The sequence below is a fragment of the Streptomyces sp. NPDC020884 genome (genome assembly GCF_044333935.1).
Taxonomy (GTDB): Bacteria; Actinomycetota; Actinomycetes; order Streptomycetales; family Streptomycetaceae; genus Streptomyces.
In genome coordinates this window covers 125423-145697 of record NZ_JBIRRY010000013.1, presented here as the reverse complement: position 1 = coordinate 145697, position 20275 = coordinate 125423, and the positions used below count along the sequence as shown (strand labels likewise).

Annotated in this window: 14 protein-coding genes, 1 tRNA gene and 1 pseudogene; 6 read left to right on the top strand and 10 right to left on the bottom strand. The window is 72.7% G+C overall.

The window, feature by feature from the left end; translation table 11 throughout:
• The first annotated feature begins 10 nt into the window (after positions 1–10).
• On the top strand, positions 11–1411 hold the full coding sequence (locus ACH4UK_RS33675) for an NAD(P)/FAD-dependent oxidoreductase (protein WP_398362551.1): 1401 nt from the start codon (positions 11–13) through the stop codon (positions 1409–1411).
• Positions 1412–1462: 51 nt separating this feature from the next.
• Here ACH4UK_RS33675 and ACH4UK_RS33670 read toward each other — a convergent pair whose 3' ends face one another.
• The gene (locus ACH4UK_RS33670) at positions 1463–1909 is read right to left on the bottom strand and encodes a MarR family winged helix-turn-helix transcriptional regulator (RefSeq protein ID WP_398362550.1); all 447 of its coding nucleotides are present in this window, start codon (positions 1907–1909) and stop codon (positions 1463–1465) included.
• A 151-nt stretch (positions 1910–2060) separates the two neighbouring features.
• Between ACH4UK_RS33670 and ACH4UK_RS33665 the strand changes: the two genes are divergently transcribed.
• Entirely contained in the window at positions 2061–3533 is a 1473-nt protein-coding gene (locus tag ACH4UK_RS33665) for an MFS transporter (RefSeq protein WP_398362548.1), read from the top strand.
• 95 nt (positions 3534–3628) lie between these two features.
• Here the strand turns inward: ACH4UK_RS33665 and ACH4UK_RS33660 are convergent, their stop codons facing one another.
• The 8 genes from ACH4UK_RS33660 to ACH4UK_RS33625 all read right to left on the bottom strand — a co-directional run bounded on the left by ACH4UK_RS33660 (position 3629) and on the right by ACH4UK_RS33625 (position 12917).
• A complete protein-coding gene (locus tag ACH4UK_RS33660; RefSeq protein WP_398362547.1) occupies positions 3629–5293 on the bottom strand; it encodes an FAD-dependent oxidoreductase in 1665 nt (554 codons plus the stop codon).
• Between the two features lie 9 nt (positions 5294–5302).
• Positions 5303–6217, bottom strand: a complete 915-nt coding sequence (locus ACH4UK_RS33655; protein ID WP_398362545.1) for a diiron oxygenase — start codon at positions 6215–6217, stop codon at positions 5303–5305.
• Between the two features lie 198 nt (positions 6218–6415).
• The gene (locus ACH4UK_RS33650) at positions 6416–7207 is read right to left on the bottom strand and encodes an ABC transporter permease (protein ID WP_398362543.1); all 792 of its coding nucleotides are present in this window, start codon (positions 7205–7207) and stop codon (positions 6416–6418) included.
• Positions 7204–8205: an ATP-binding cassette domain-containing protein gene (locus ACH4UK_RS33645; RefSeq protein ID WP_398362541.1), complete on the bottom strand. Its 1002-nt coding sequence runs from the start codon at positions 8203–8205 to the stop codon at positions 7204–7206. The genes ACH4UK_RS33650 and ACH4UK_RS33645 overlap by 4 nt, the downstream gene beginning before the upstream one ends.
• 207 nt (positions 8206–8412) lie before the next feature.
• Positions 8413–9303, bottom strand: a complete 891-nt coding sequence (locus ACH4UK_RS33640) for a DUF4097 family beta strand repeat-containing protein (RefSeq protein WP_398362540.1) — start codon at positions 9301–9303, stop codon at positions 8413–8415.
• Between the two features lie 121 nt (positions 9304–9424).
• Positions 9425–9952 (bottom strand): toxin-antitoxin system HicB family antitoxin, encoded by a 528-nt coding sequence (locus ACH4UK_RS33635; protein ID WP_398362538.1) that lies wholly within the window; start codon positions 9950–9952, stop codon positions 9425–9427.
• Between the two features lie 278 nt (positions 9953–10230).
• Positions 10231–12354 carry an FG-GAP-like repeat-containing protein gene (locus tag ACH4UK_RS33630; RefSeq protein ID WP_398362536.1) on the bottom strand — a complete coding sequence of 708 codons (2124 nt, stop codon included), beginning with the start codon at positions 12352–12354 and terminating at the stop codon, positions 10231–10233.
• A gap of 92 nt (positions 12355–12446) precedes the next feature.
• Positions 12447–12917: a hypothetical protein gene (locus ACH4UK_RS33625; RefSeq protein WP_398362534.1), complete on the bottom strand. Its 471-nt coding sequence runs from the start codon at positions 12915–12917 to the stop codon at positions 12447–12449.
• Positions 12918–13137: 220 nt separating this feature from the next.
• On the opposite strand from ACH4UK_RS33625, the gene ACH4UK_RS33620 reads away from it, so the two are divergent.
• The 3 genes and pseudogenes from ACH4UK_RS33620 to ACH4UK_RS33610 form a co-directional block, all read left to right on the top strand.
• Positions 13138–16473 carry an ALF repeat-containing protein gene (locus tag ACH4UK_RS33620; RefSeq protein WP_398362532.1) on the top strand — a complete coding sequence of 1112 codons (3336 nt, stop codon included), beginning with the start codon at positions 13138–13140 and terminating at the stop codon, positions 16471–16473.
• Positions 16474–16584: 111 nt separating this feature from the next.
• Positions 16585–17325, top strand: coding sequence for an FHA domain-containing protein (locus ACH4UK_RS33615; protein ID WP_398362531.1), 741 nt, complete (start codon positions 16585–16587; stop codon positions 17323–17325).
• A pseudogene (locus tag ACH4UK_RS33610) lies at positions 17322–18182 on the top strand (protein kinase); the annotation flags it as partial. The gene ACH4UK_RS33615 and the pseudogene ACH4UK_RS33610, both read left to right, overlap by 4 nt.
• A 379-nt stretch (positions 18183–18561) precedes the next feature.
• Here ACH4UK_RS33610 and ACH4UK_RS33605 read toward each other — a convergent pair.
• Positions 18562–18637 (bottom strand) — tRNA-Thr (locus ACH4UK_RS33605).
• A 154-nt stretch (positions 18638–18791) separates the two neighbouring features.
• Here ACH4UK_RS33605 and ACH4UK_RS33600 point away from each other — a divergent pair.
• Complete coding sequence (locus tag ACH4UK_RS33600) at positions 18792–20186, top strand: RNA-guided endonuclease InsQ/TnpB family protein (RefSeq protein WP_398362529.1); 1395 nt, start codon at positions 18792–18794, stop codon at positions 20184–20186.
• Positions 20187–20275 lie beyond the last annotated feature (89 nt).

Genomic DNA, 20275 nt, shown 5'->3' with positions numbered 1-20275 from the left:
CAGGGGCATCATGAGCACCGTCAGTACCGTCGTCGGCGGCATATCGTTCTGGTACGCGCAGGAGGGCACCCCCGCCCCGCGCGAACCCCTCCCCGGAGACACCGGCGTCGACGTCTGCATCGTCGGCGGCGGCTACACCGGACTCTGGACGGCGTACTACCTGAAGAAGGCCGTCCCCTTCCTCAACATCACCGTGCTGGAAGCCAAGTTCTGCGGTTACGGGGCCTCCGGCCGTAACGGCGGCTGGCTGTACAACGGCATCGCGGGCCGCGACCGGTACGCCAGGCTGCACGGCCACGAGGCCGCCGTACGGCTCCAGAAGGCGATGAACGAGACGGTCGGCGAGGTCGTCAGGACCGCGGCCGAGGAGAACATCGACGCCGACATCCACCGGGGCGGCGTCCTGGAAGTGGCGCACACCCCCGCCCAGCTCGCCCGTCTCAAGGACTTCCACAGCGTCGAGATCGCCTTCGGTGAGACCGACCGGGTCCTGCGCGGCGCCCGCGAGACGGCGGAGCGCGTCCATGTGACCGGGGCCGTCGGCTCCACCTGGACCCCACACGGGGCCCGGCTGCACCCGGCCAAGCTGGTCAAGGGCCTCGCGGACGCGGTGGAGGCGCTCGGCGTCACGATCCACGAGTCGACGCCGGTCACCGAGATCAAGCCCAAGCACGCCGTCACCCCGTACGGCACGGTCCGCGCCCCGTACGTCCTGCGCTGCACCGAGGGCTTCACCGCGGGCCTCAAGGGCCAGAAGCGCACCTGGCTCCCGATGAACTCCTCCATGATCGTCACCGAGCCGCTGCCCGCCCGGATCTGGGACACGATCGGCTGGGAGGGCCGCGAGACCCTCGGCGACATGGCCCACGCCTACTTCTACGCCCAGCGCACCGCCGACGACCGCATCGCGCTCGGCGGCCGCGGCTACCCCTACCGCTTCGGCTCGGCCACCGACCACGACGGCCGCACCCGGCCCGCGACGGTCGCCGCCCTGCGCGAGCTGATGGTCCGGCTCTTCCCCACCACGGCGGGCGTCCACGTCGACCACGCCTGGTCCGGCGTCCTCGGCGTCCCGCGCGACTGGTGCGCCACGGTCACCCTGGACCGCTCCACGGGCCTGGGATACGCGGGCGGTTACGTCGGCTCGGGCGTCGCCACCGCCAACCTCGCCGCCCGCACCCTGCGCGACCTGATCCAGCAGGACTCCGGCCAGGCCGGCCCGACGGATCTGACCACCCTGCCGTGGGTGAACCACAAGGTCCGCCGCTGGGAGCCGGAGCCCTTCCGCTGGCTCGGCGTCCACAGCATGTACGCCGCCTACCGCGCCGCCGACCGCCGCGAGACGACCTCGCCGCGCCCCGGCACCGACCCGATCGCGAAGGCGGCGGACCGCATCGCGGGCCGCCACTGAGCAGACGGCCTGAGCAGACGGCCTGAGCAGACGGCCTGGGCAGGCCCGGGGTCAGTCGCGGGGCCAGGGCCGTCCGTCGAGGCGTTCGATGGAGAGGTTCAGGCGGCCGAGGGAGACCGCGAGCTGCTCGGCCTCCTCGGGGGTCCAGTCCGCGAGGACCTTCGCGAGGCCCGCCAGGTTCCTGCTCCGGTCGCTGTCGAGGCGGCGTTCGCCCTCGTCGGTGATGGCGAACTTGCGGGCGATGCCGCCGTCGGGATCCGCGATGCGCTCGACGACCCCGGCCCGCAGCATCGCGGCGGTCTGCCGGTTGAGCGTGGAGGCGTCCAGGCCGAAGGCGTCGCTGAGCTGGCTGATCGACATGGGGCCCTCGGCCTGGATGCGGCTCAGCAGGATGTAGGCGCTGCGGTCGAGCCGCCATTCCACGCGCGGGGTGAGCAGGTGCATGTAACGGCCGAGCAGCATGGTCTCGCGTTCGATCCGGTCGATGGGCTTGTCCACGCGCTCTTCCGCTCTTCTCATCGTTGACCAGGCCTATCACGATAGGTGTGCATGATGCACATGCTATGCACAATGCACATTCCATGTATCTTGCATAGTCGAACACCGACGACGGACGACAGGCCCGGAAGGGCAAGAGGGAGCAGCAGCCGTGGAGAGTTCACCCCCCGCAGCCCGCCCGGGAGGCGTGGTCGGCATCCTGGCCTTCGCCGGCATCGTGGCGGCGCTCACCCAGACGCTGGTGGTGCCGCTGATCGCGGAGCTGCCGAAGATGTTCGACACCTCCGCGTCGAACGCCTCCTGGGTCATCACCGCCACCCTGCTGGCCGCCGCCGTGGCCACCCCCGTCGCCGGCCGGCTCGGCGACATGTACGGCAAGCGGCGCATGCTGCTCGCCTCCCTCGCACCGCTGATCCTCGGTTCGGTGGTCTGCGCCCTGTCCTCGTCGGTCGTCCCGATGATCGCCGGACGCGCCCTCCAGGGCCTGGGCATGGGCGTGGTCCCCCTCGGCATCAGCCTGCTGCGCGACGTGGTCCCGGCCGAGAAGCTCGGCCCGTCCATCGCGATCATGAGCGCGTCGATGGGCGTGGGCGGCGCGCTGGGGCTGCCGTTCGCCGCCGCCATCGCGGAGAACACCAGCTGGCGGGTGCTGTTCTGGGTGGTCGCCGTACTGGCCGTCGCGGTCGGCGCGCTGATCGTGGCGCTGGTTCCCGGGGACCGCCCGGCCACCAGGTCCGGCGGCTTCGACCTGCTCGGGGCCGTCGGCCTCGGCACCGCGCTGATCTGCCTGCTGCTCGGCGTCTCCAAGGGCGCCGACTGGGGCTGGGGCAGCGCCACCACGCTCACCCTCTTCGCCGTCGTCCTGGTCCTGCTGCCCCTCTGGGGCTGGTGGGAACTGCGCCTGAGCGACCCGCTGGTCGACCTGCGCGTCACCGCCCGCCCCCAGGTCCTGATGACGAACACGGCCTCGGTCCTGGTCGGCTTCGCGATGTACGCCCAGTCCCTCGTCGTGCCCCAGCTGCTCCAGCTGCCCGAGGCCACCGGGTACGGCCTGGGGCAGTCGATGCTCGCGATGGGCCTGTGGATGGCCCCGGCGGGCCTGATGATGATGGCGATGTCCCCGGTCGGCGCGAAGCTGTCCGCCGCCAAGGGCCCCAAGGTCACCCTGGCCGTCGGCAGCCTGCTCATCGCCGCCGGCTACGGCCTGTCCGTACCGCTGATCGGCGCGGACTCCCCGTGGAGCCTGCTGATCGTCACCCTCGTCTGCAACTCGGGCGTCGGCTTCGCCTACGGGGCGATGCCCGCGCTCATCATGGGCGCGGTGCCCCGGTCCGAGACCGCGTCGGCGAACAGCTTCAACTCCCTGATGCGCTCGATCGGCACGTCGTTCGCGGCGGCGGTGATCGGGGTGGTCCTGGCCCGGATGACCACGGACTTCGGCGGCTTCCCGCTGGCCTCGCAGGACGGCTTCCGGGTCGCGATGCTGATCGGCTGCGGGGTGGGCCTCGCGGCGGCGGTCGTCGCCGCGCTCATCCCCGTACGCCCGGCGACCGCGCTCCTTCCGCCGGCCGCCGCGAACGGCCCGGCGGCCGGGATGCCGGAGGCGTCGGAGGCGAAGGCCTGAGCGGTACCGGCACGGATCGCGGCCCGGGGCCCGGCGGGGTGTGAACCGCCGGGCCCCGGGCCGGACTGTGTACGGCGCCGAAGCGCGGCGGTACGTCAGCGGGGCAGCCGCAGCAGTCGCCCCGACCGCGCCGTCGCCACCAGCTCCTCGACGGTGGCGAGCTTCACCCGGGGCCGCCCGTCGCGCCGCCCCCGCTCCCGTTCCGCGCGGTCGATCGCGGCCAGGCCCCGGGCGTCCACCACCCGGCGGTTGCGCTGCCGGGCGAGCCGCCGGAAGGCTCTGGCGTCACCCGTCGGCGCGGGCAGCGTCCCGGCGACCGCGTCGGCCAGGAGGGTGCCGACGGTCTCGGCGGCGCAGGCGCGGTTGGCGCCGATCCCGCCGGACGGCCCCCGCTTGATCCAGCCGACCACATAGCCGCCGGGCAGCCCGGCGACCCGGCCGCCCTCGTGCGGGACGGTCCCGGAGGTCTCGTCGAACGGCAGCCCGGGGACCGGCAGTCCCCGGTATCCGATGGCCCGCAGCAGCAGCCCGGCGCTCAGGTCCGCCGTACCCGCGCCGCCGCCGTCCGTGACGCGTACGGAGCGCACGCCCCCGTCGCCCAGGATCTCCACCGGCTCGGAGTGGAAGCGGAGCACGATGCGCCGGCCCGTCCCTGCGGAGGCCGGAGAGACGGAGGACAGACCGAGCCCCCGCAGCACCCCCGCCCGGTCGCCCGCCCCCGCCGCCCCGATCGCCGCCGCCGTACGCGGATCGTGGTCGTCGACGACCAGCTCCACCCCCGGCAGATGCTTCAGCGCGAGGAGTTCGGAGCGGGTGTACGCGGCGTCCTCGGGACCCCGCCGCCCCAGCACCACCACCTCGCGGACCCGGCTCGCCCGCAGGGCGTCCAGCGCGTGCGCGGCGATATCGGTGCCCGCGAGCGCCTCCGGGTCGGCGACCAGGATGCGGGCGACGTCGAGGGCGACGTTGCCGTTGCCCACCACGACGACCCGCTCGGCGGACAGGTCGACGCCCCGCACGACGGCCTCCGGATGGGCGTTGTACCAGGCGACGAACGCGGTCGCCGAGAGGCACCCCGGACTGTCCTCGCCGGGGATCGCGAGCCGCCGGTCCGCGGAGGCGCCGACCGCGTAGATCACCGCGTCGTGGTGGGCGGCCAGTTCCTGCGCGGAGACGTCCCGGCCCACCTCGATGCCCAGGTGCATCCGGACGCGGGGGTGGGAGTGGAAACGGGCGAAGGTGTCGCCGACCTTCTTGGTCGCGGGGTGGTCGGGGGCGACGCCGTAGCGGACGAGACCGCCCGCCACCGGCAGCCGGTCGATCAGGGTCACCTCGGCGGCGGTGTGCAGCAGGAGGTCCTGCGCCGCGTACATCCCGGCGGGTCCGGTGCCGACGACGGCGACCCGCAGCGGCCCGAAATCGGAGGGCAGCGCCCGCCCGAAGACCGGTTCGCCCCAGACATGGAAGGTGGGCCCGTCGACACCCGCCCCGACGGGGAGGGGCTCCTCCTCCTCGAAGTAGGCGGCGTTGATGTCCGCGTACTCCCGCTGCCCGGCGGACAGCGCGTCCACCGGGAAGATCGCGTCCACCGGGCAGGCATCCGCACAGGCCCCGCAGTCGATGCACGCCCGCGGGTCGATGTGGAGCATCTCCGTGCTGCCGAAGGCGCGTTCCTCCTGGGTGGGGTGGATGCAGTTGACCGGGCACACGGCCACGCAGGTGGCGTCGTTGCAGCAGGTCTGGGTGATGGCGTAGGTCATGGCCCCGGCTCAGATCAGGTTCGCGCGCTGGTAGAACGCGAGGGCGGGCTTGGTGAGCAGCCGGGCGGAGGCCAGGAAGTCCATCAGCCCCGAACAGCTGGACCGCATCATGGACTTGTGGTGCTGGTTGCCCCGGGCGGCGGCCAGCGCGCGCCGCCGGTCGAGCCCGGCCTTTTCGTAGACCTCCGGGTTCACCATGCTGGTCACGATGAAGTACGAGGCGACGGCGACGACGAACGCGTTGATCTGCCGCCGCAACCACCCCGCGCCCGCCAGGCGCTTGAGGGTCTCGTCCCGGGCGAACTTCATGTGCCGGGACTCCTCGACCACATGGATGTTGTTGATGGTGCGGACGAACGGCACGACCCGCTCGTCGCGCATCCAGTCCCGCTGCATCACGTCGAGGACTTCCTCGGCGACCAGGATCGCGGCGTACGCGGCCTCGCCGAACGCCAGCGTCTTGAAGGCCCTGCCCAGCTCCATCACCGCGCGGCGGGGGCGGTAGTGGGGCGCGCCGAGCTTCTGCGCGCCGCGCGCGAACATGATCGAGTGGCGGCACTCCTCGGCTATCTCGGTCAGCGCCCACTGGAACTCCGCGCCCGCCGGGTTCTTCATGTAGATGTCGCGCAGCACCATCTGCTGGAGGATCATCTCGAACCAGATCCCCGTGCTGGCGACGGAGGCCGCCTCCTGCCGGGTGAGCTCCTTGCGCTGAGCCTCGGTCAACTCGCCCCAGTACGCCGTCCCGTAGAGACTGCACCACTCCGGGCTCGCGCCGTGGAACTCCTTGTCGAGCGGCGTCTCCCAGTCCACCTCGGTGGCCGGGTCGTACGCCAGTTGCGCGGCCGAGTCGAGCAGCCGCCGCGCGACGTCGTCACCCTCGGGACTTTCCTGGACCTTCGACGGAACGGTGCTGCCGGCCATGCTGCGGCTCCTTGGGTCGAGTGCGGTGATCCTTGGTCGTGGAGAGGCGGGTACGGCGGCCGACCGTCGCGGTGCGCAGGGAATCGGCTCGTGCGGGACCCTTGTTAGACGCAAGGTATAACAAGGATCCCGGGTCGGCCTACCCCCCGGTAGAAATCGGTGCGGACGCTCACCGGGGAGCCGAGCGGGGAGAAGCGGCTACCGGGGGTCCTGGCCGAACTTCGAGGTCGACCAGAAGTAGCCGAGCACCACGAGCCCGAGGCTCCAGCCGACGGCCAGCCAGCCGTTGTGGCCGATCTCGCTGCCGAGCAGCAGCCCGCGCAGCGTCTCGATGGCGGGGGTGAAGGGCTGGTACTCGGCGATCGGCTGGAACCAGCCCGGCATCGTCTCCACCGGGATGAAGGCGCTGGACAGGAGCGGGAGCAGGATCATCGGCAGGGCGTTGTTGCTGGCGGCCTCGGCGTTCGGGCTGATCAGGCCCATGCCGACGGCGATCCAGGTGAGGGCGGCGGCGAAGAGGACCAGCAGCCCGAACGCCGCCAGCCACTCCAGGAGCGTGGCGTCCGTGGAGCGGAAGCCGATGGCCACGGCGACGGCCCCCACCAGCAGCACGCTCAGCACGCTCTGCAGCACGCTGCCGACGACATGCCCGACGAGCACGGAGCCGCGGTGGATCGCCATGGTGCGGAAGCGGGCGATGATGCCCTCGCTCATGTCGGTGGAGACCGACACCGCGGTCCCGACCACGGTGGATGCGACGGTCATCAGCAGGATGCCCGGGACGATGTAGGCGATGTACGCGGAACGGCCGCCCCCGCCGCCACCGATGCCCGCGCTCATCACATCGCCGAAGATGTAGACGAAAAGCAGCAGGAGCATGACAGGTGTGAGGAGCAGGTTCAGCGTGAGGGACGGATAGCGCCAGGCGTGCAGCAGATTGCGGCGCAGCATGGTGTTCGAGTCGCGGACGGCGAGGGGGAGGGAGCTCATCGGACAGCCTCCTTCGGCTGGTTGTCACGGACGGGCGCGCCGGGGCCGGTGAGGGCGAAGAACACGTCGTCGAGGTCGGGGGTGTGCACGGTCAGTTCGTCGGCCTCGATGCCGGCCGAGTCCAGCCAGTCGAGGAGGGAGCGCAGTTCGCGCTGGCTGCCGTCGCTGGGGATCTGGAGCGACAGGGACTCCTCGTCGCAGGTGACCTCGCGCAGGGCGGAGGCGGCGGAGCGGTAGGCGTCCGGGTCGAGGAAGCGGAGCTTGACGTGGCCGCCGGGGACGATCCGCTTGAGCTCCTCGGCACTGCCCTCCGCGGCGATCTTCCCGCCGTCGAGGACGGCGATACGGTCGGCCAGCTCGTCGGCCTCCTCCAGATACTGCGTGGTGAGGAAGACGGTCACGCCACCGGCGACCAGCTCACGGATGATCCCCCACATGGTGTGGCGGGAGCGCGGGTCGAGGCCCGTGGTCGGCTCGTCGAGGAAGATGATCCGCGGGGCGCCGACCAGCGTCATCGCGATGTCGAGGCGGCGCTTCATCCCGCCGGAATAGCCCGCGGCGGGCTTCTTCGCCGCCTCCACCAGGTCGAAGCGCTCCAGCAGTTCGGCGGTCACCCGCCGCCCGTCGCGCCGGGACAGATGGTGCAGGTCCGCCATCAGCAGCATGTTCTCCTCCCCGGTGATCAGCCCGTCCACGGCGGAGAACTGCCCCGTGACGCCGATCGCGGCGCGCACGGCCTGCGGGTCGGCGGCCAGGTCGTGGCCACCGACGCTCAGTTCGCCGGCGTCGGCGGTGACGAGGGTGGAGAGGATCTTGACGGCGGTGGTCTTGCCCGCGCCGTTGGGGCCGAGCAGGGAGAAGACGGTGCCCTCGGGCACGGACAGGTCGATGCCGTCGAGCACGACCTTGTCGCCGTAGGACTTGCGCAGCCCGGTGGCGGTGATCGCCTGCGCCGCGGCCTGGGCGGCAGGCGGCACGGAGGTTCGGGTGACAGTCATGCTGATTCCCTTTCGCGAGGGGTGATTTCGGGCAGGGGGCAGGGCCGGGGCGCGTCCGGCGGTTCAGGGCGGGACGCGCTCCGGGGCGGGCAGGTTTCAGGCGGACAGGCTCCGGGGCGGACAGGCTCCGGGGCGGACAGCTTCTGGGGCGGACAGCTTCTGGGGCGGGCAGGCTCTGGGGCGGGCAGGCTCTAGGGCGGGCAGGTTCTAGGCGCGGCGGACGATGATGTCGCCGGCCCCGCTCCGGGCGTGCACCTCGACGGTCTCGTCGGAGTCCTCGGGACCGGCGGCGGCGCCGAGCGCGTTCCGTACGGTGCCGAACTTGGGGTTCAGGTCGAGCCAGGCGGCGGTGCCCTCGTGGATGCCCACCTCGAGGTCGCCGACGGAGGTGCGCAGGGCGATGCGGCCGCGGATCACGTCACCGACGCGGATGCGGCCGTTGGAGGAGGTCGCGTCGACCCCGGCATGGGCGACGCCGACCTCGATCCGGCCGTTGGCGGACTTGGCGACGACGCTGCCGCGCACGACGCCCACGGAGATGTCGCCGTTGGCCGCGTTGACCTTCAGCTCGCCGCCGACCTCGTCGATCCCGGTCGCGCCGTTGCCGTTCTTGACGACTGCCGCCCCGGCGACCGTACCGACCTCGACCCGGCCGGAGCCGATGACCTCGGCGTCCCCGGTGGAGCGGCTCAGCCGGATGTCGCCGTGGTCGGTCCTGAGCTCGGCACGGGCCGCCTCGTCCACCTGGAGGTCGCCGAGCGAGGTCCGTAGCTGCACCTCGCCGAGCGGGCCTTCGCAGAAGAAGCCGCCCAGGGCGGAGGTGCCGCGCACAGCGGACCCGGCGGGCAGTTCGATGCTCACGACGACGGCGCCCGGCTTGCCGAACAGGGACCGCTTCTTGGGGGTCCTGACGGTGAGCCGGCCGCCCGAGCAGGAGACCTGGGTCTGCTGCACGGCGCGTACGTCGTCCTCGTCGGACCCGTTGCCCGGCAGCACCTCGACGACCGTGTCGGTGCGCTTGCCTGCGGTGATGCGGGCGGTACCGGCGTCCAGCTCGATGACGGCGGAGATCGGCTCGGGGGTCTCGAAAGAAGGCATGGCTGTTCCGTCCTCTTGGCTCGATGAGTGACTCGGTGAGTGATCTGTGACGTCGGCCGGATCGGCGATCCGCCGGTGAAAGTGGTGCGGGAAGGGCCCGGTCGCCAGGGCCTGTCCGGCCCTAGCGGACCCAGCCGGTGAAGCCGCCGCGCCCGCCCGCGTCCTTGCCCCGGCCCGGTGCGCTCGCGCGCCCCCCGCCGTCGAGGGAGACGGACACCGCCCGCACGAGCCAGGCGTTGACCGACAGGCCCTCCGCCGCCGCGGCACTCTCCGCGCGGCCCTTGAGATGGGCCGGGAGACGGAGGTTGATCCGGACCATGGTGCCGTCGTCGGCTTCCGCGGCCGACGGTGCGGCCACGACAGGAGCCACGGCCGGCTCCTGTGCCTCCCGCACCGGCTCGGGCACCGGCGGCGGCGTCACCACGAACTCGGGATCGAGCCCGCGCAGCCGCACGTCGACCGAACCGGGGGCCAGCTCCCGGGTGACATCGGCCATGGCGGCGGAGAGCACATTGAGCAGGGTCAGCCGGGCGGCGGACTCCAGCGGGGCGCTGAGCCGCTCGGCCAGGGCACGGGCGTCGTCACCGCTGGCATCCGCGGCGACGGCGAGTTCCCGCCGGAGGTGGTCGACGTAGGGGGTGAGGTCCATGACGCCATCATGGCACACAGATGGCACCACGTCGAGCCACCTTGGCGCAGCATTCATGAACAGGCCCGTGAACTGCACTTTCACCGCAACGACAACCCCGACACCACACGCCGAACGGCCACCGGCCCCACGAATGGCACCACGGAGACACCGCATGGCACCACATGGCACCACTAGGGCGGGGCATGGCGCCACGCACCGAGGGCCCGCACCCGGGGAAACCAGGTGCGGGCCCTCTCGTCAACAGCGGACCTGCGGTACCGCCCCTCCCGGGCCGGTCAGACGGGATAGCGCTCGATCGGATTGACCCGGGCGAAGGTCCAGCTCGACCCGGTGGAGGCCCAGCCGCCGCTGTACGCCCCGAAGGTGCCGTCGCTCAGGGACGGCATCGTCCACATCCTGATGGTGCCGTTGGCGTAGCCGTGCATGAAGCCGAGGTCGTCGCGGCCGTCGCCGTTGTAGTCACCTGCGGCGATCTTCATGTTGACGCGGTTGAGGTTCCCCGCGGGGATGCGCGCGGAGGCCCTGTAGGTGCCGACCGAGCCGCCGGGGTCGGCCAGCCAGGTGTGGAAGCTGTCGCTGCCGTCGCTGTGGTCGTAGTGGGCGGCGATGTCGTCGCGGCCGTCGCCGTCGAAGTCGCCGGAGTAGACGGTGGTGCGGTCCCGGGAGCCCCAGGTGGCGCCCTCCCAGCCCCTGACCCCGGCGCTGAACCCGCCGTCGGCGGTGGCCCGGAAGGTGTAGGTGCGGGCCAGGCCGCTGTCGTAGGTGTACCAGGCGGCGATGTCGTCGCGGCCGTCACCGTTGTAGTCCCCGGTCACCAGCTTGGCCAGGCCGGCCGTCCAGCCGCCCGCGTCGAGGGTGAGGGAGGCGGCAGGAGCCCGGAAGCCCCCGGCCTCGGTCGACCGGAAGGTGAAGAGCCGGTCGTGACCGGCGGCGTAGTCGTACCAGGCGGCCAGGTCGTCGCGGCCGTCGCCGTCGAAGTCGCCGCTGGTGAAGGTCAGGCGGGCGAAGGTCCAGTTGGCGACCTCCACGGAGCGGAACGGTGTGGCGTAGGAGCCGCCGCCCTTGGCCAGCCAGGTCCAGACGGCGATGGTGCCGTCGGCGTAGCCGTAGACACCGGCCACGTCGGCGAGGCCGTCGCCGTTGTAGTCACCGGTCAGCACCTTCGCCCTGGCCGCCGTCCAGGTGTCGATGGTGGTGATCCAGCCGTTGCCGGGTGCGAGGAAGGCGCCGTCCGGGGCGGTGAGGAACCGGTTGATGGCGTCGCGGCCGTCGCCGAAGTCGTACCAGCCGGTGAAGTCCGAGCGGCCGTCCCCGTTCAGGTCGTTGCGCACGACGGTGTTGCTGGACCACAGGCTCTCGCCGGAGGCGTTGCGCACCACGAGGCTGCCGCGGTCGTCGAGGGCGGCGGTGCCGCCGGGCGCGGAGGTCCTGGACTGCCAGAGGGTGGCTCCGCCGGCCGACTTCACGGTCAGGTTGCCCTGGGTGTCGAGGGCGGCGGTGGCGCCGGGGTTGCCGGTCGTGCCGGAGGACCACAGGGTCTTGCCGGCGTTGGACGAGACGGTCAGATTGCCGTCGGCGCCCATGGCGACCCGGGCGGACTTCGACAGCAGCGTGTCGCCGGAGCGCAGCGTCTGTCCGCTCCTCAGCGAAGCGCCGCCGGGCGTTCCGTCGGTGCGGGCGGCGATCGCGCCGGTGCGGGTCTCGTCGCTGCCGTGACAGCCGCCCTGCCAGGCACGGGAGTTGACGGCGACCAGCTCGTACCCGCCTGCGCGGGCGCGCAGCACCGGACCGCCGGTGTCGCCCTTGCAGACGGAGTCCTCGGCGGTCTTGCCGCTCATGGTCAGGGTCTGTCCGTCAGCCGCGTCCAGGGTGTAGTTCGCCTGGTGGAGCCTGCCCGGCACCCATGCGGTGCTGGTGCGGCCGTAGCCGAGGACGGTCAGATCGTCGCCGGCGGCCGGCCCGGAGTCGGCCAGGGGCACCGGCGCGATGCCGGCGGCGGGGGTGGCCAGCCGGGCGTAGACCAGGTCGCGGCCGGCCCGCGGCACGATCTGCACGACCTCGGTGACATGGCCGCCGGCGCCCGAGAGCGTGGTGCGGCCGATCGTCGCGGTGGTCTTCAGGCCGGGCTTTCCCGCTGCCGGAGCGGTTCCGGACTGCGGGTCCTCGGCGAAGCAGGAGGCGGCGGTGACCAGCCACCGCGGGTCGACCAGGGCGGCCGAGCAGGCGCGGGTGCCGTCGCCGCCGATGTCGAGGTGCGCGGTGAAGGCCATCTCGCCGTCGGGGGTCGGGGTGCCGACCGCGGCGTGGGCGGCAGGCAGCGGCACGGACAGCAGGAGGCCGGCGGCCAGCAGGGTGAGACCGAGTCTGAGTCGGCCGGGGCGAGGCACGGGCGAGGACATGGAGGATCCCTCTCGGCGGGACAGGCGGAGGCGACGGGACAGGCAGGAGCGACGGGACAGGCAGAGGCAGCGGGACGGGCAGGGGCGACGGGTCACTTGGTGGTGCGCAGTTCCACGAGCGTGTGGTCGCGCTCCTCGGGGTCGGCGGTCTCACCCACCGCGGTCCAGCTGTTGGGGTCGACCTCGTACGAGGTCTCGGTGCCCTCCACCGTCATGTCGGCGGTCATCTCGTAGTCGGCGCCCTTGATCCCGTACACCGCCTCGACCTCCATGGCGACCCGGCCGGAGGCGCCCCTGACGGAAAAGCAGAACTTCTCCCGGTCGCGTGCGTGGACCTCGATCAGGCCGGTGGGACCGCACGCGGTGAGCGTGATGTTGCCGTCGCCGGAGATCAGCCGGATACCGGTGTCGGCGAAGATCTCATCGGCGTTCGGATAGGCGAAGTCCTCGACAGCGACCGGCGGAACGCCGTCGGCCGAGGCCGGCGAGCCGGGGACGATCAACAGCGGCAGTGCGGCGGCGGCGGCCGCGGCGACGAGCCCCAGAGGGAGCCAGCGTCTCACGAGAGTTCCTCCGTACGGGAGTTGGCGACGGGCTGGGTACCAACAGCTACCAGCGCCGGCGTCCGGGCCGCCCCTCGAAAGTTCGAGGCTGTGCCCCTGCGTACGGGGAGCTAGCGTGCGACACCCCCCTCGCACCCCCGCACCTCCTGCACCCCTGCCCCCACGCGCCCATGCACCCACGCACCCACGCACCCACGCACCCACCCGGAAGGATGCCGTTGTGCCGCCCTCACTGTGGAGCAGACGCCGCATACTCGCCACGATCGCCGGAGCCACGATGGTCTCCGCCCTGCCCGCCGCGCTCACCCTCGGCGCCGCCACGCCCGCCCGTGCCGCCGACGAGGACGGCACCTACCACGGTCTGCCCGACACCGAACGGGGCCGGGCCGTATGGGAGTACAAGACCGGCGGACGCGCGGTGCGCGAGGCCGCGGCCACCGCGCTCGCCACCGGCACACCGGCGGCCGTCACCGACTTCCTCACCCGTCGGCTGCCCGCCGCACGGGCGGAGGACAACCGGATCGCGATCCTCGCCTGCCTGCCCGACGCGGGCACGGCGACCCGGGCGAGCGCGGGTACGGCCCTGAGCGCCGGCGACACCGCCGTATCGGCCTTCCTGAGCGACGGGTTCCGGACGCCCGTCCTGGAGGACCAGCGCGTCGCGGTCCTCACCGTCTCGGACAACAGCGGCCCGGCGGTCCGCAGGAAGGCCGGCGCGGCCCTGGACACGGGCACGCTGCGGTCGATGCGGACCTTCCTCACCGACACGCGGTACACCGCACAGGCGGAGGACGACCGGGTCGCGGTCCTCACCCTCCTCGCCACCGCCTCCCCCGAGGTGAAGAAGTACGCCGAACGCGCGCTCAGCGACGGCTCGCCCGCAGCGATCTCCTGGTTCCTGGCCTCCGGCCAGTACATCGCGCGGTCCCGGGACGAGGAGGCCGCGACCATCGGCCAACTCGTCGACATCGTCGAGCGCGAGGGACAACAGGCGAAGCTCCGGACCGCGCAGGCGGTCGCCGCCTCCGCACGGGCCAAGGACGCGGCCGAGAAGGCCAAGGCCGCCGCCCTCAGGGCGGCGGACGAGGCGCGGGCCGCGCAGAACGACGTCGCCAAGTCGGCCAAGGCCGCGAACGACGCGGCCGGCGCGGCACGCGGCGCGGCGAGCGCCGCCAACACCGCCATCGCGGCGTCCCGCACCGCCCAGGCGGCGTCGTACCGCGCGGCCCTGGCGGCCCAGGGCGCCGCCGCGGCGGCCGCCGCCGCCGGGCGCGCCGCGGCGGGCGCCTACAACGCCGCCATCGCCGCGTCGGCCGACGCGTCGAAGGCCTCCGCCGCACGGGCCGCCGCCGAGGGCGCACGGGCCGCGGCGGGCCGGGCGCGTACGGCGGCAGAGGCGGCGGACCAGGCGGCCGTGGCCTCGGCCGAGGCCTCCGCGGCCGGCACCGCCGCGGCGGGCGCGGCGAGCAACGCGGCACAGGCGGCGAACCACGCCGCCGACGCCGCCGCCTCGGCGGGCGCCGCACAGTCCCAGGCCGCGGCCGCCCGGCAGGCGGCGGCGGAGGCGAACGCGGCGGCATCCCGCGCCACCCGCGCGGCGGGCACCGCCCGGACACTGGCCAACCGGGCCGCGGTGGCCGCCCGCACGGCCCGCGACGCGGCCCGGAGCGCGGCCGCCCACGCGGACGCCGCCGCCGACGCGGCGGACGAGGCCGCGGCCAACGCGGGCAAGGCCATCGAGTACGCCAAGCGGTCCACGGCCTTCGCGGCCGCCGCGGTCCAGGCGGCGAACACCGCGTCCGAGGCGGTGCAGGAGGCACGGGAGGTCGAGGAGGCGGCACGGACGGCGGAGAACGCGCGGCTGACCGAGGACACCGCGATCGGCATCGACCTCGCCCGGCTGCTCGCCCAGGAGGAGAGCGAGGAGATGGAACGGGCGGCCCGGCAGCGGACGCAGGCGGACCGGCTCACGGCCGAGACCCGGGACCTGATCGCGGCGGCCGAGTCGGCCCTGCGCGACGGGGACACCGCCACGGCGGCGTCCACCGGGCGGCAGGCCGCGGTCAAACTCCTGGACTCCACCGGAACATGGACCCGCGAGGCCGTCGAGTTCGCGCTCTCCGGCACCGACGCGTCCGTCCTGAACTGGGTCGACGCCGACCGGCTGCTCGCCCAGCGGCAGGACGACCGGGAGACGGTGCTGGCCCTGGCCACCATGTCCACCTCCGTGGTCGCCTACTCCGCGCACACCGCGCTGACCAGCGACGACACCGACGCGGCGACCGCCTTCCTCGACACCGGAGCCATCGCCGCGGCGGAGACCGACTACCGCGTCGCCGTACTCAAACTGCTGAACGGCACCCCCGGAAACGCCGTACACGCCAAGGCCCAGGCCGCGCTCGACGCGGGAACCGCCACCGCCCTGCACCGCTTCCTGCGGCTGGAGATGCCCGAAGCCGTCAAGGAGGACGACCGGGTCGAGATCCTGCGGCTGATCGGCACCGGGGGCGCCTACCTGACGGCGGCCGCCCGGATCGCCATGGAGGGCCCCTCCCGGATGCGACGGAGGTTCGTCGTCCGCGACCAGTTCGTCGCCGCCCGTCTCGACCACGACCAGGCCACCCACATCTCCGCGATCCGCGCCGCGATCGCGCACGCCGCGCGGACCGCAGCCCAGGCACAGCAGGACGCGGCACTCGCCTCCCGGGCGGCAGCCGAGGCCCGCCAGGCCGCGACCGAGGCAGCCGCCTGGGCGGCACGGGCCCGTGACCACGCCACGGACGCCGCGAACTCGGCGCAGCAGGCGAAGGCCAACGCCGACGCGGCCGACGCGTCGGCCGCCGACGCCGCCCGCTCCGCGCACTCCGCCGAACAGGCCGCCGCCGTGGCACAGGTCGCGGCCCGCAGCGCCAACTACTCGATGCGGCAGGCGAAGGCGTCGGCGGCCCAGGCGGTGACGTACGCGACCGCCGCCCAGGGCTCCGCCACCCGGGCCCAGGCCTCCGCCGAACAGGCCGGACAGGACGCCCAGGCCGCGGCCGACGCCGCGAGCCAGGCCCAGGAGACGGCGGCGGCACGACGCGACGCGGAGCTCGCGGCCGCGGCACAGGCAGCCGCGGACGAGGCCGCGGAGTGCGAAGGGGTCGGGATCGACCCGTCGCAGAACGACGACCAGGACAAACCCTGGTACGCCGACATCGGCCTCTGGCCGGAGGACGTCGACGACCCCGCGGAGTGGGCGACGGTCACGGGCAACTGGTCCAGCTGGCTGGGTCAGGCCGGCACGATCGCCAGCTTCATCCCCGGCGGGCAGGCCGTCGGCGCCACCCTCACCATCCTCAGCCTGGCCGCGGGAGCCGCGAGCGTCGTGCTCAACGGCACCGCCTACGGCTGGGACAGCAGCGAATTCCACACCTCGCTCTACCAGTTCGGCATGGGAACCCTCACCGGCCGGGGCGCGGCCTTCGGGAAGTTCCCCGTCGTGGGCCAGACCATGGACGCCACGGTCGGGGCGGGCATGGGCGGCATCTCCCTCGAGGGCCTCTTCGACTGGTGACCCGCGCGCCGAACACCGGACATCCTTTGCGCCCGACGTCAACCTCGCTTACCCTCCCCCATGTTGGACCGGGGGAGGGTGGCCCTCATGGCTTGACGAGGGGACAAGTCCATGTACAGCGTCATCGTCGTACCTCCGGCATGCGCGCGTCCGGGCGACCAGATCAGGATCGCCCCCGGTGAGAGTCTGGCCTTCGGCCGACGGGAAACGCCCGGCGGCCTCACCATCGCCCACGAGGGCGTCCCCCGGTTCGCCGGGGAGATCTCCGCACAGCGCGACTTCTGGCTGCTGACCAACCGCAGCGCCGGGCAGACCTACGTGGTGGAGAACCCGGAGGGCGCCGGCGAACACATCAAGGTCGCCCCCGGCCGGGTCGACGCACCCGTGGCGTTCGAGTTCTCCCGTGTCGTGCTGCCCGCCGCGGGCGATCTGCTGACCTTCGACGTATGGGCGCCGCGCCAGGTCTTCGCGAGCGCGGAGGCCCGGGAACTGCCGGGGTCCGTGACGGCCCCCGCGTTCACGCTCGACCGCACCAAACGCTACTTCGCGGTCCTGGCCGCCCTGTGCGAACCCCGCCTGCGCGGCGAACCGCACGCCCCGACCCCCGCGGTCGACCAACTCGTACAACGGCTGCGCCCGGTATGGCCGGCGGTCAGCCGCTCCTCCGTCTACTGGAACATCGACTACCTGGCCCTGAAGCTGCGCGTACGGCCAGGCCCGGAGGCGGCCGAACCCGGCCGGCGCTCCAACGGCAAGAAGGACACCCTGGCCTCCCTCGCCCTGCGCTTCGACCTGGTGCGCGAGGACGACCTCGTCGTACTCGCCGCGCCCGCGTACGAGGGATGCAGATGAAGGCCGACCGGCACACCGTCACCGTCCCGAAGGGCTACCGCGTCGGGGACTGGGAAGTCCGCGAGCCCCTCGCGTCGGGCGCCTTCACCACCGTGTACGGAGCACACTCCACCCACGGCACGCCCCGCACCGTCGCCCTGAAGTTCTGGCCGCCCGGCCCCCGCACCCCCCGCCGGCCGGACCACCTGCGCGGCCTGATCGAGCGGGAAGTGACCTTCCTCGGCCGCCTGCGGTCACCGCGGCTGATCCGGATGTACGACACCCTCGTCGTCGACGATCCCCGGCACCCGGAACTCGACGGCGCCACCGTCCTGGTCCTGGAACGGGCCAACCGGTGCCTGGACACCGCCCCGGCGCCCGCCGATCCCGGCACGGTGCTGATGCAGATCTGCGAGGGCCTGACCCAGCTGCACGACGCGGGCTGGGTACACGGCGACCTCAAACCGGCCAACATCCTGGTGATGGCGGACGGTTCGGTCCGCCTGGCCGACTTCAACACGGCCGCCGAACTGGAGGGCGCACACGCCTACGCACCCCCCTACGCCAGCCGCGACTACACCCCGCCGGAACAACTGTGGCCGGAGATGGACGAGCGGGGCACACGCGTGCGGCCGTCGGTCGACGTATGGGCCTTCGGCGTCCTCGCCCATGTCGTCCTGACCGGCGCGTTCCCCCTGCCGGGCGGCACGACGGGCGCCCGGTGCGACGCGGCCACGCGCTACGCCGGGCGAACGCAGGCACTGCGGCTGTCGGCCACGCTGCCGCACCCCTGGCACAAGATCATCCGCGACTGCCTGGCCCGCACCCCCGCCGACCGTCCCGACACCCGCACCCTGCTGCTTCGCGTACGGCACGCCCACCACCGGACGCCCCCGCACCCCGCAGCGGAACGAACCCACCGGTGAGGCCGCGCCCGGCAGCGTCCCGTCCTGGCCCGATGACGTGCGCTTTTGCACTCAGCCGCAACAGTGTGGCCGGGCCCGGCCCATCCGGGCGACAGTGGGGATCGCGGAGCACGGGCCTCACGCCCGGCGCTCCCCGCAGGTAACGGCCGCCGCCGTTCTTCGCTCTCGCCACAGTGGACCGAGAGCCCACCCGAAGAACGGTGGCCACACCGGACGCCGGCGGTGCGGGCGGTCCCACCCATGGTGGCGCGGGCTCGCGGCGGCCCTGTCAGGGGGCAGGGGGAACGGCAGAAGCCCAGGTCAGACGATGTCTGACCTGGGCTTCACGCTGAGCCCCCTGTCGGATTCGAACCGACGACCTGCTGTTTACAAGACAGCCGCTCTGGGCCGGACTGAGCTAAGGAGGCACACTCCGCACGCCGAGGACGCGCATCGAGACATCACAACTCTACACAGCCCAGCTTCCCCACGGACAGGCATATCGGGCAGCCGTGACCTCCCACTCACCTGTTCGTTGAAGGCACTGAAGTGCCATCCGAATATCGGACAGGGGGAGGGTCGATGGAAAGCGACGGGCAGCTCCGCGTCACCGGCGCGGGGGCGAGGCGCGTCAAGCGTGAGGCGTTGGGCGTTCCCGGCCGGGTCAAGCATCAGCAGCGGGTGGCCGTACCCATGCGGCGGCGGACGCCGGAAGCCGGCACCTGCCAGCGTGTCTACCGGTACCGCTGCTACCCCTCCCCTACCCAGGCAGATCAGTTGATCAAGACCTTCGGCGCCTGCCGCTGGGTCTACAACGAGGGCCTCGCCCTGCGGGACAGGGCCTGGCGCGAGCACCGGGTGTCGCTCGGGTTCGCGGAATCCTGCCGGGCTCTCACAGGCTGGCGGAACGCCGAAGAGACGCGATGGTTGCAGGAGGTGTCCTCGACCGTTCTTCAGCAGGCGCTCCGCCACCTCGACGCCGCGTTCGGACGGTTCTTCAAGGCAACGGCCAAGCACCCGAAGCGTAGGAAGAAGAGCCGCTCCCGGGACTCCGCGACGTACGTCCGTACGGGCTTCCGCTGGGTGGAGGACCCGGAGCGGCCGGGTACGGGGCTGATCGCGTTGGCCAAGCAGTCCGGGCCGCTCCGTATCCGCTGGTCCCGGCCGCTCCCAGCGGGCGTGCGGCCGGTGAAGCTGACAGTGAGCCGTGACCGGGCGGGCCGCTTCTTCGTCTCCGTGCTGGTGGAGGAGCGGATCGAGCCGCTGCCGCCCGTGTTTCTGCGGGACGGTGGCGTGCCGAAGGCGGTCGGTCTGGACCTCGGTCTGGCGACGCTGGTCACGCTGGACGACGGGGAGAAGGCCGACCACCCGCGACTGCTCAAGAAGTACGGGGCGAAGATCGCGGCTCTCCAGCGGGGCCTGCACCGCAAGGAAAAGGGATCAAGGAACAGAGAGAAGGCGCGGCAGGAGATCGCCCGGCTGTACGCCCTGATCAGCGATGTCCGCAGGGACGCGTTGGACCAGCTCACCACCCGCCTCGTGCGCGAGAACCAAGTGCTCGTGGTGGAGGACCTGGCCGTCGCCTCGCTCTTGCGGTCACCGGGAGGGAGGGGACGTCGGCGAAAGGCGGGGCTGAACCGGGCGATCCTGGATGCCTCGTGGGGCGAGCTGCTCCGGCAGTTGCGGTACAAGTGCGCGTGGTACGGCCGGACGCTGGTCGTCGTCGACCGTTTCTTCCCCTCGACGCGGCGCTGCTCGGCATGTGGGACGACGGGGCCGAAGCTGGATCTGGCCCTGCGCGGCTGGTCCTGCGGTGGGTGTGGTGCGGTGCACGACCGAGATGTGAACGCGGCACGGAATCTGCGGGAGGAGGGGATGCGGATGTACGAGCTGCTGGCGTCGGCGCTGCCTCCGGGGCGGGCCATGCCACCGGTGATCAGGTCGTCCGAGGTACCGGACGTGGTGCTGACGGCATAGTCAGCCAGGGGATACGCAAGAAAGTACGCTCCGGACCGACGGGCCGTCGGCCGTGATGCCTGTGGAGTCCGCGTGAGACTGGCGGGGTG

Excerpts from the sequence above, each read along its gene's own strand:
- ACH4UK_RS33675 (WP_398362551.1), top strand. The coding sequence starts at position 11 with ATGAGCACCGTCAGTACCGTCGTCGGCGGCATATCGTTCTGGTACGCG.
- ACH4UK_RS33600 (WP_398362529.1), top strand. The coding sequence starts at position 18,792 with ATGGAAAGCGACGGGCAGCTCCGCGTCACCGGCGCGGGGGCGAGGCGC.
- ACH4UK_RS33635 (WP_398362538.1), bottom strand. The coding sequence starts at position 9,952 with ATGGACCTCACCCCCTACGTCGACCACCTCCGGCGGGAACTCGCCGTC.
- ACH4UK_RS33645 (WP_398362541.1), bottom strand. The coding sequence starts at position 8,205 with ATGACTGTCACCCGAACCTCCGTGCCGCCTGCCGCCCAGGCCGCGGCG.
- ACH4UK_RS33660 (WP_398362547.1), bottom strand. The coding sequence starts at position 5,293 with ATGACCTACGCCATCACCCAGACCTGCTGCAACGACGCCACCTGCGTG.
- ACH4UK_RS33630 (WP_398362536.1), bottom strand. The coding sequence starts at position 12,354 with ATGTCCTCGCCCGTGCCTCGCCCCGGCCGACTCAGACTCGGTCTCACC.
- ACH4UK_RS33640 (WP_398362540.1), bottom strand. The coding sequence starts at position 9,303 with ATGCCTTCTTTCGAGACCCCCGAGCCGATCTCCGCCGTCATCGAGCTG.
- ACH4UK_RS33655 (WP_398362545.1), bottom strand. The coding sequence starts at position 6,217 with ATGGCCGGCAGCACCGTTCCGTCGAAGGTCCAGGAAAGTCCCGAGGGT.
- ACH4UK_RS33615 (WP_398362531.1), top strand. The coding sequence starts at position 16,585 with ATGTACAGCGTCATCGTCGTACCTCCGGCATGCGCGCGTCCGGGCGAC.
- ACH4UK_RS33650 (WP_398362543.1), bottom strand. The coding sequence starts at position 7,207 with ATGAGCTCCCTCCCCCTCGCCGTCCGCGACTCGAACACCATGCTGCGC.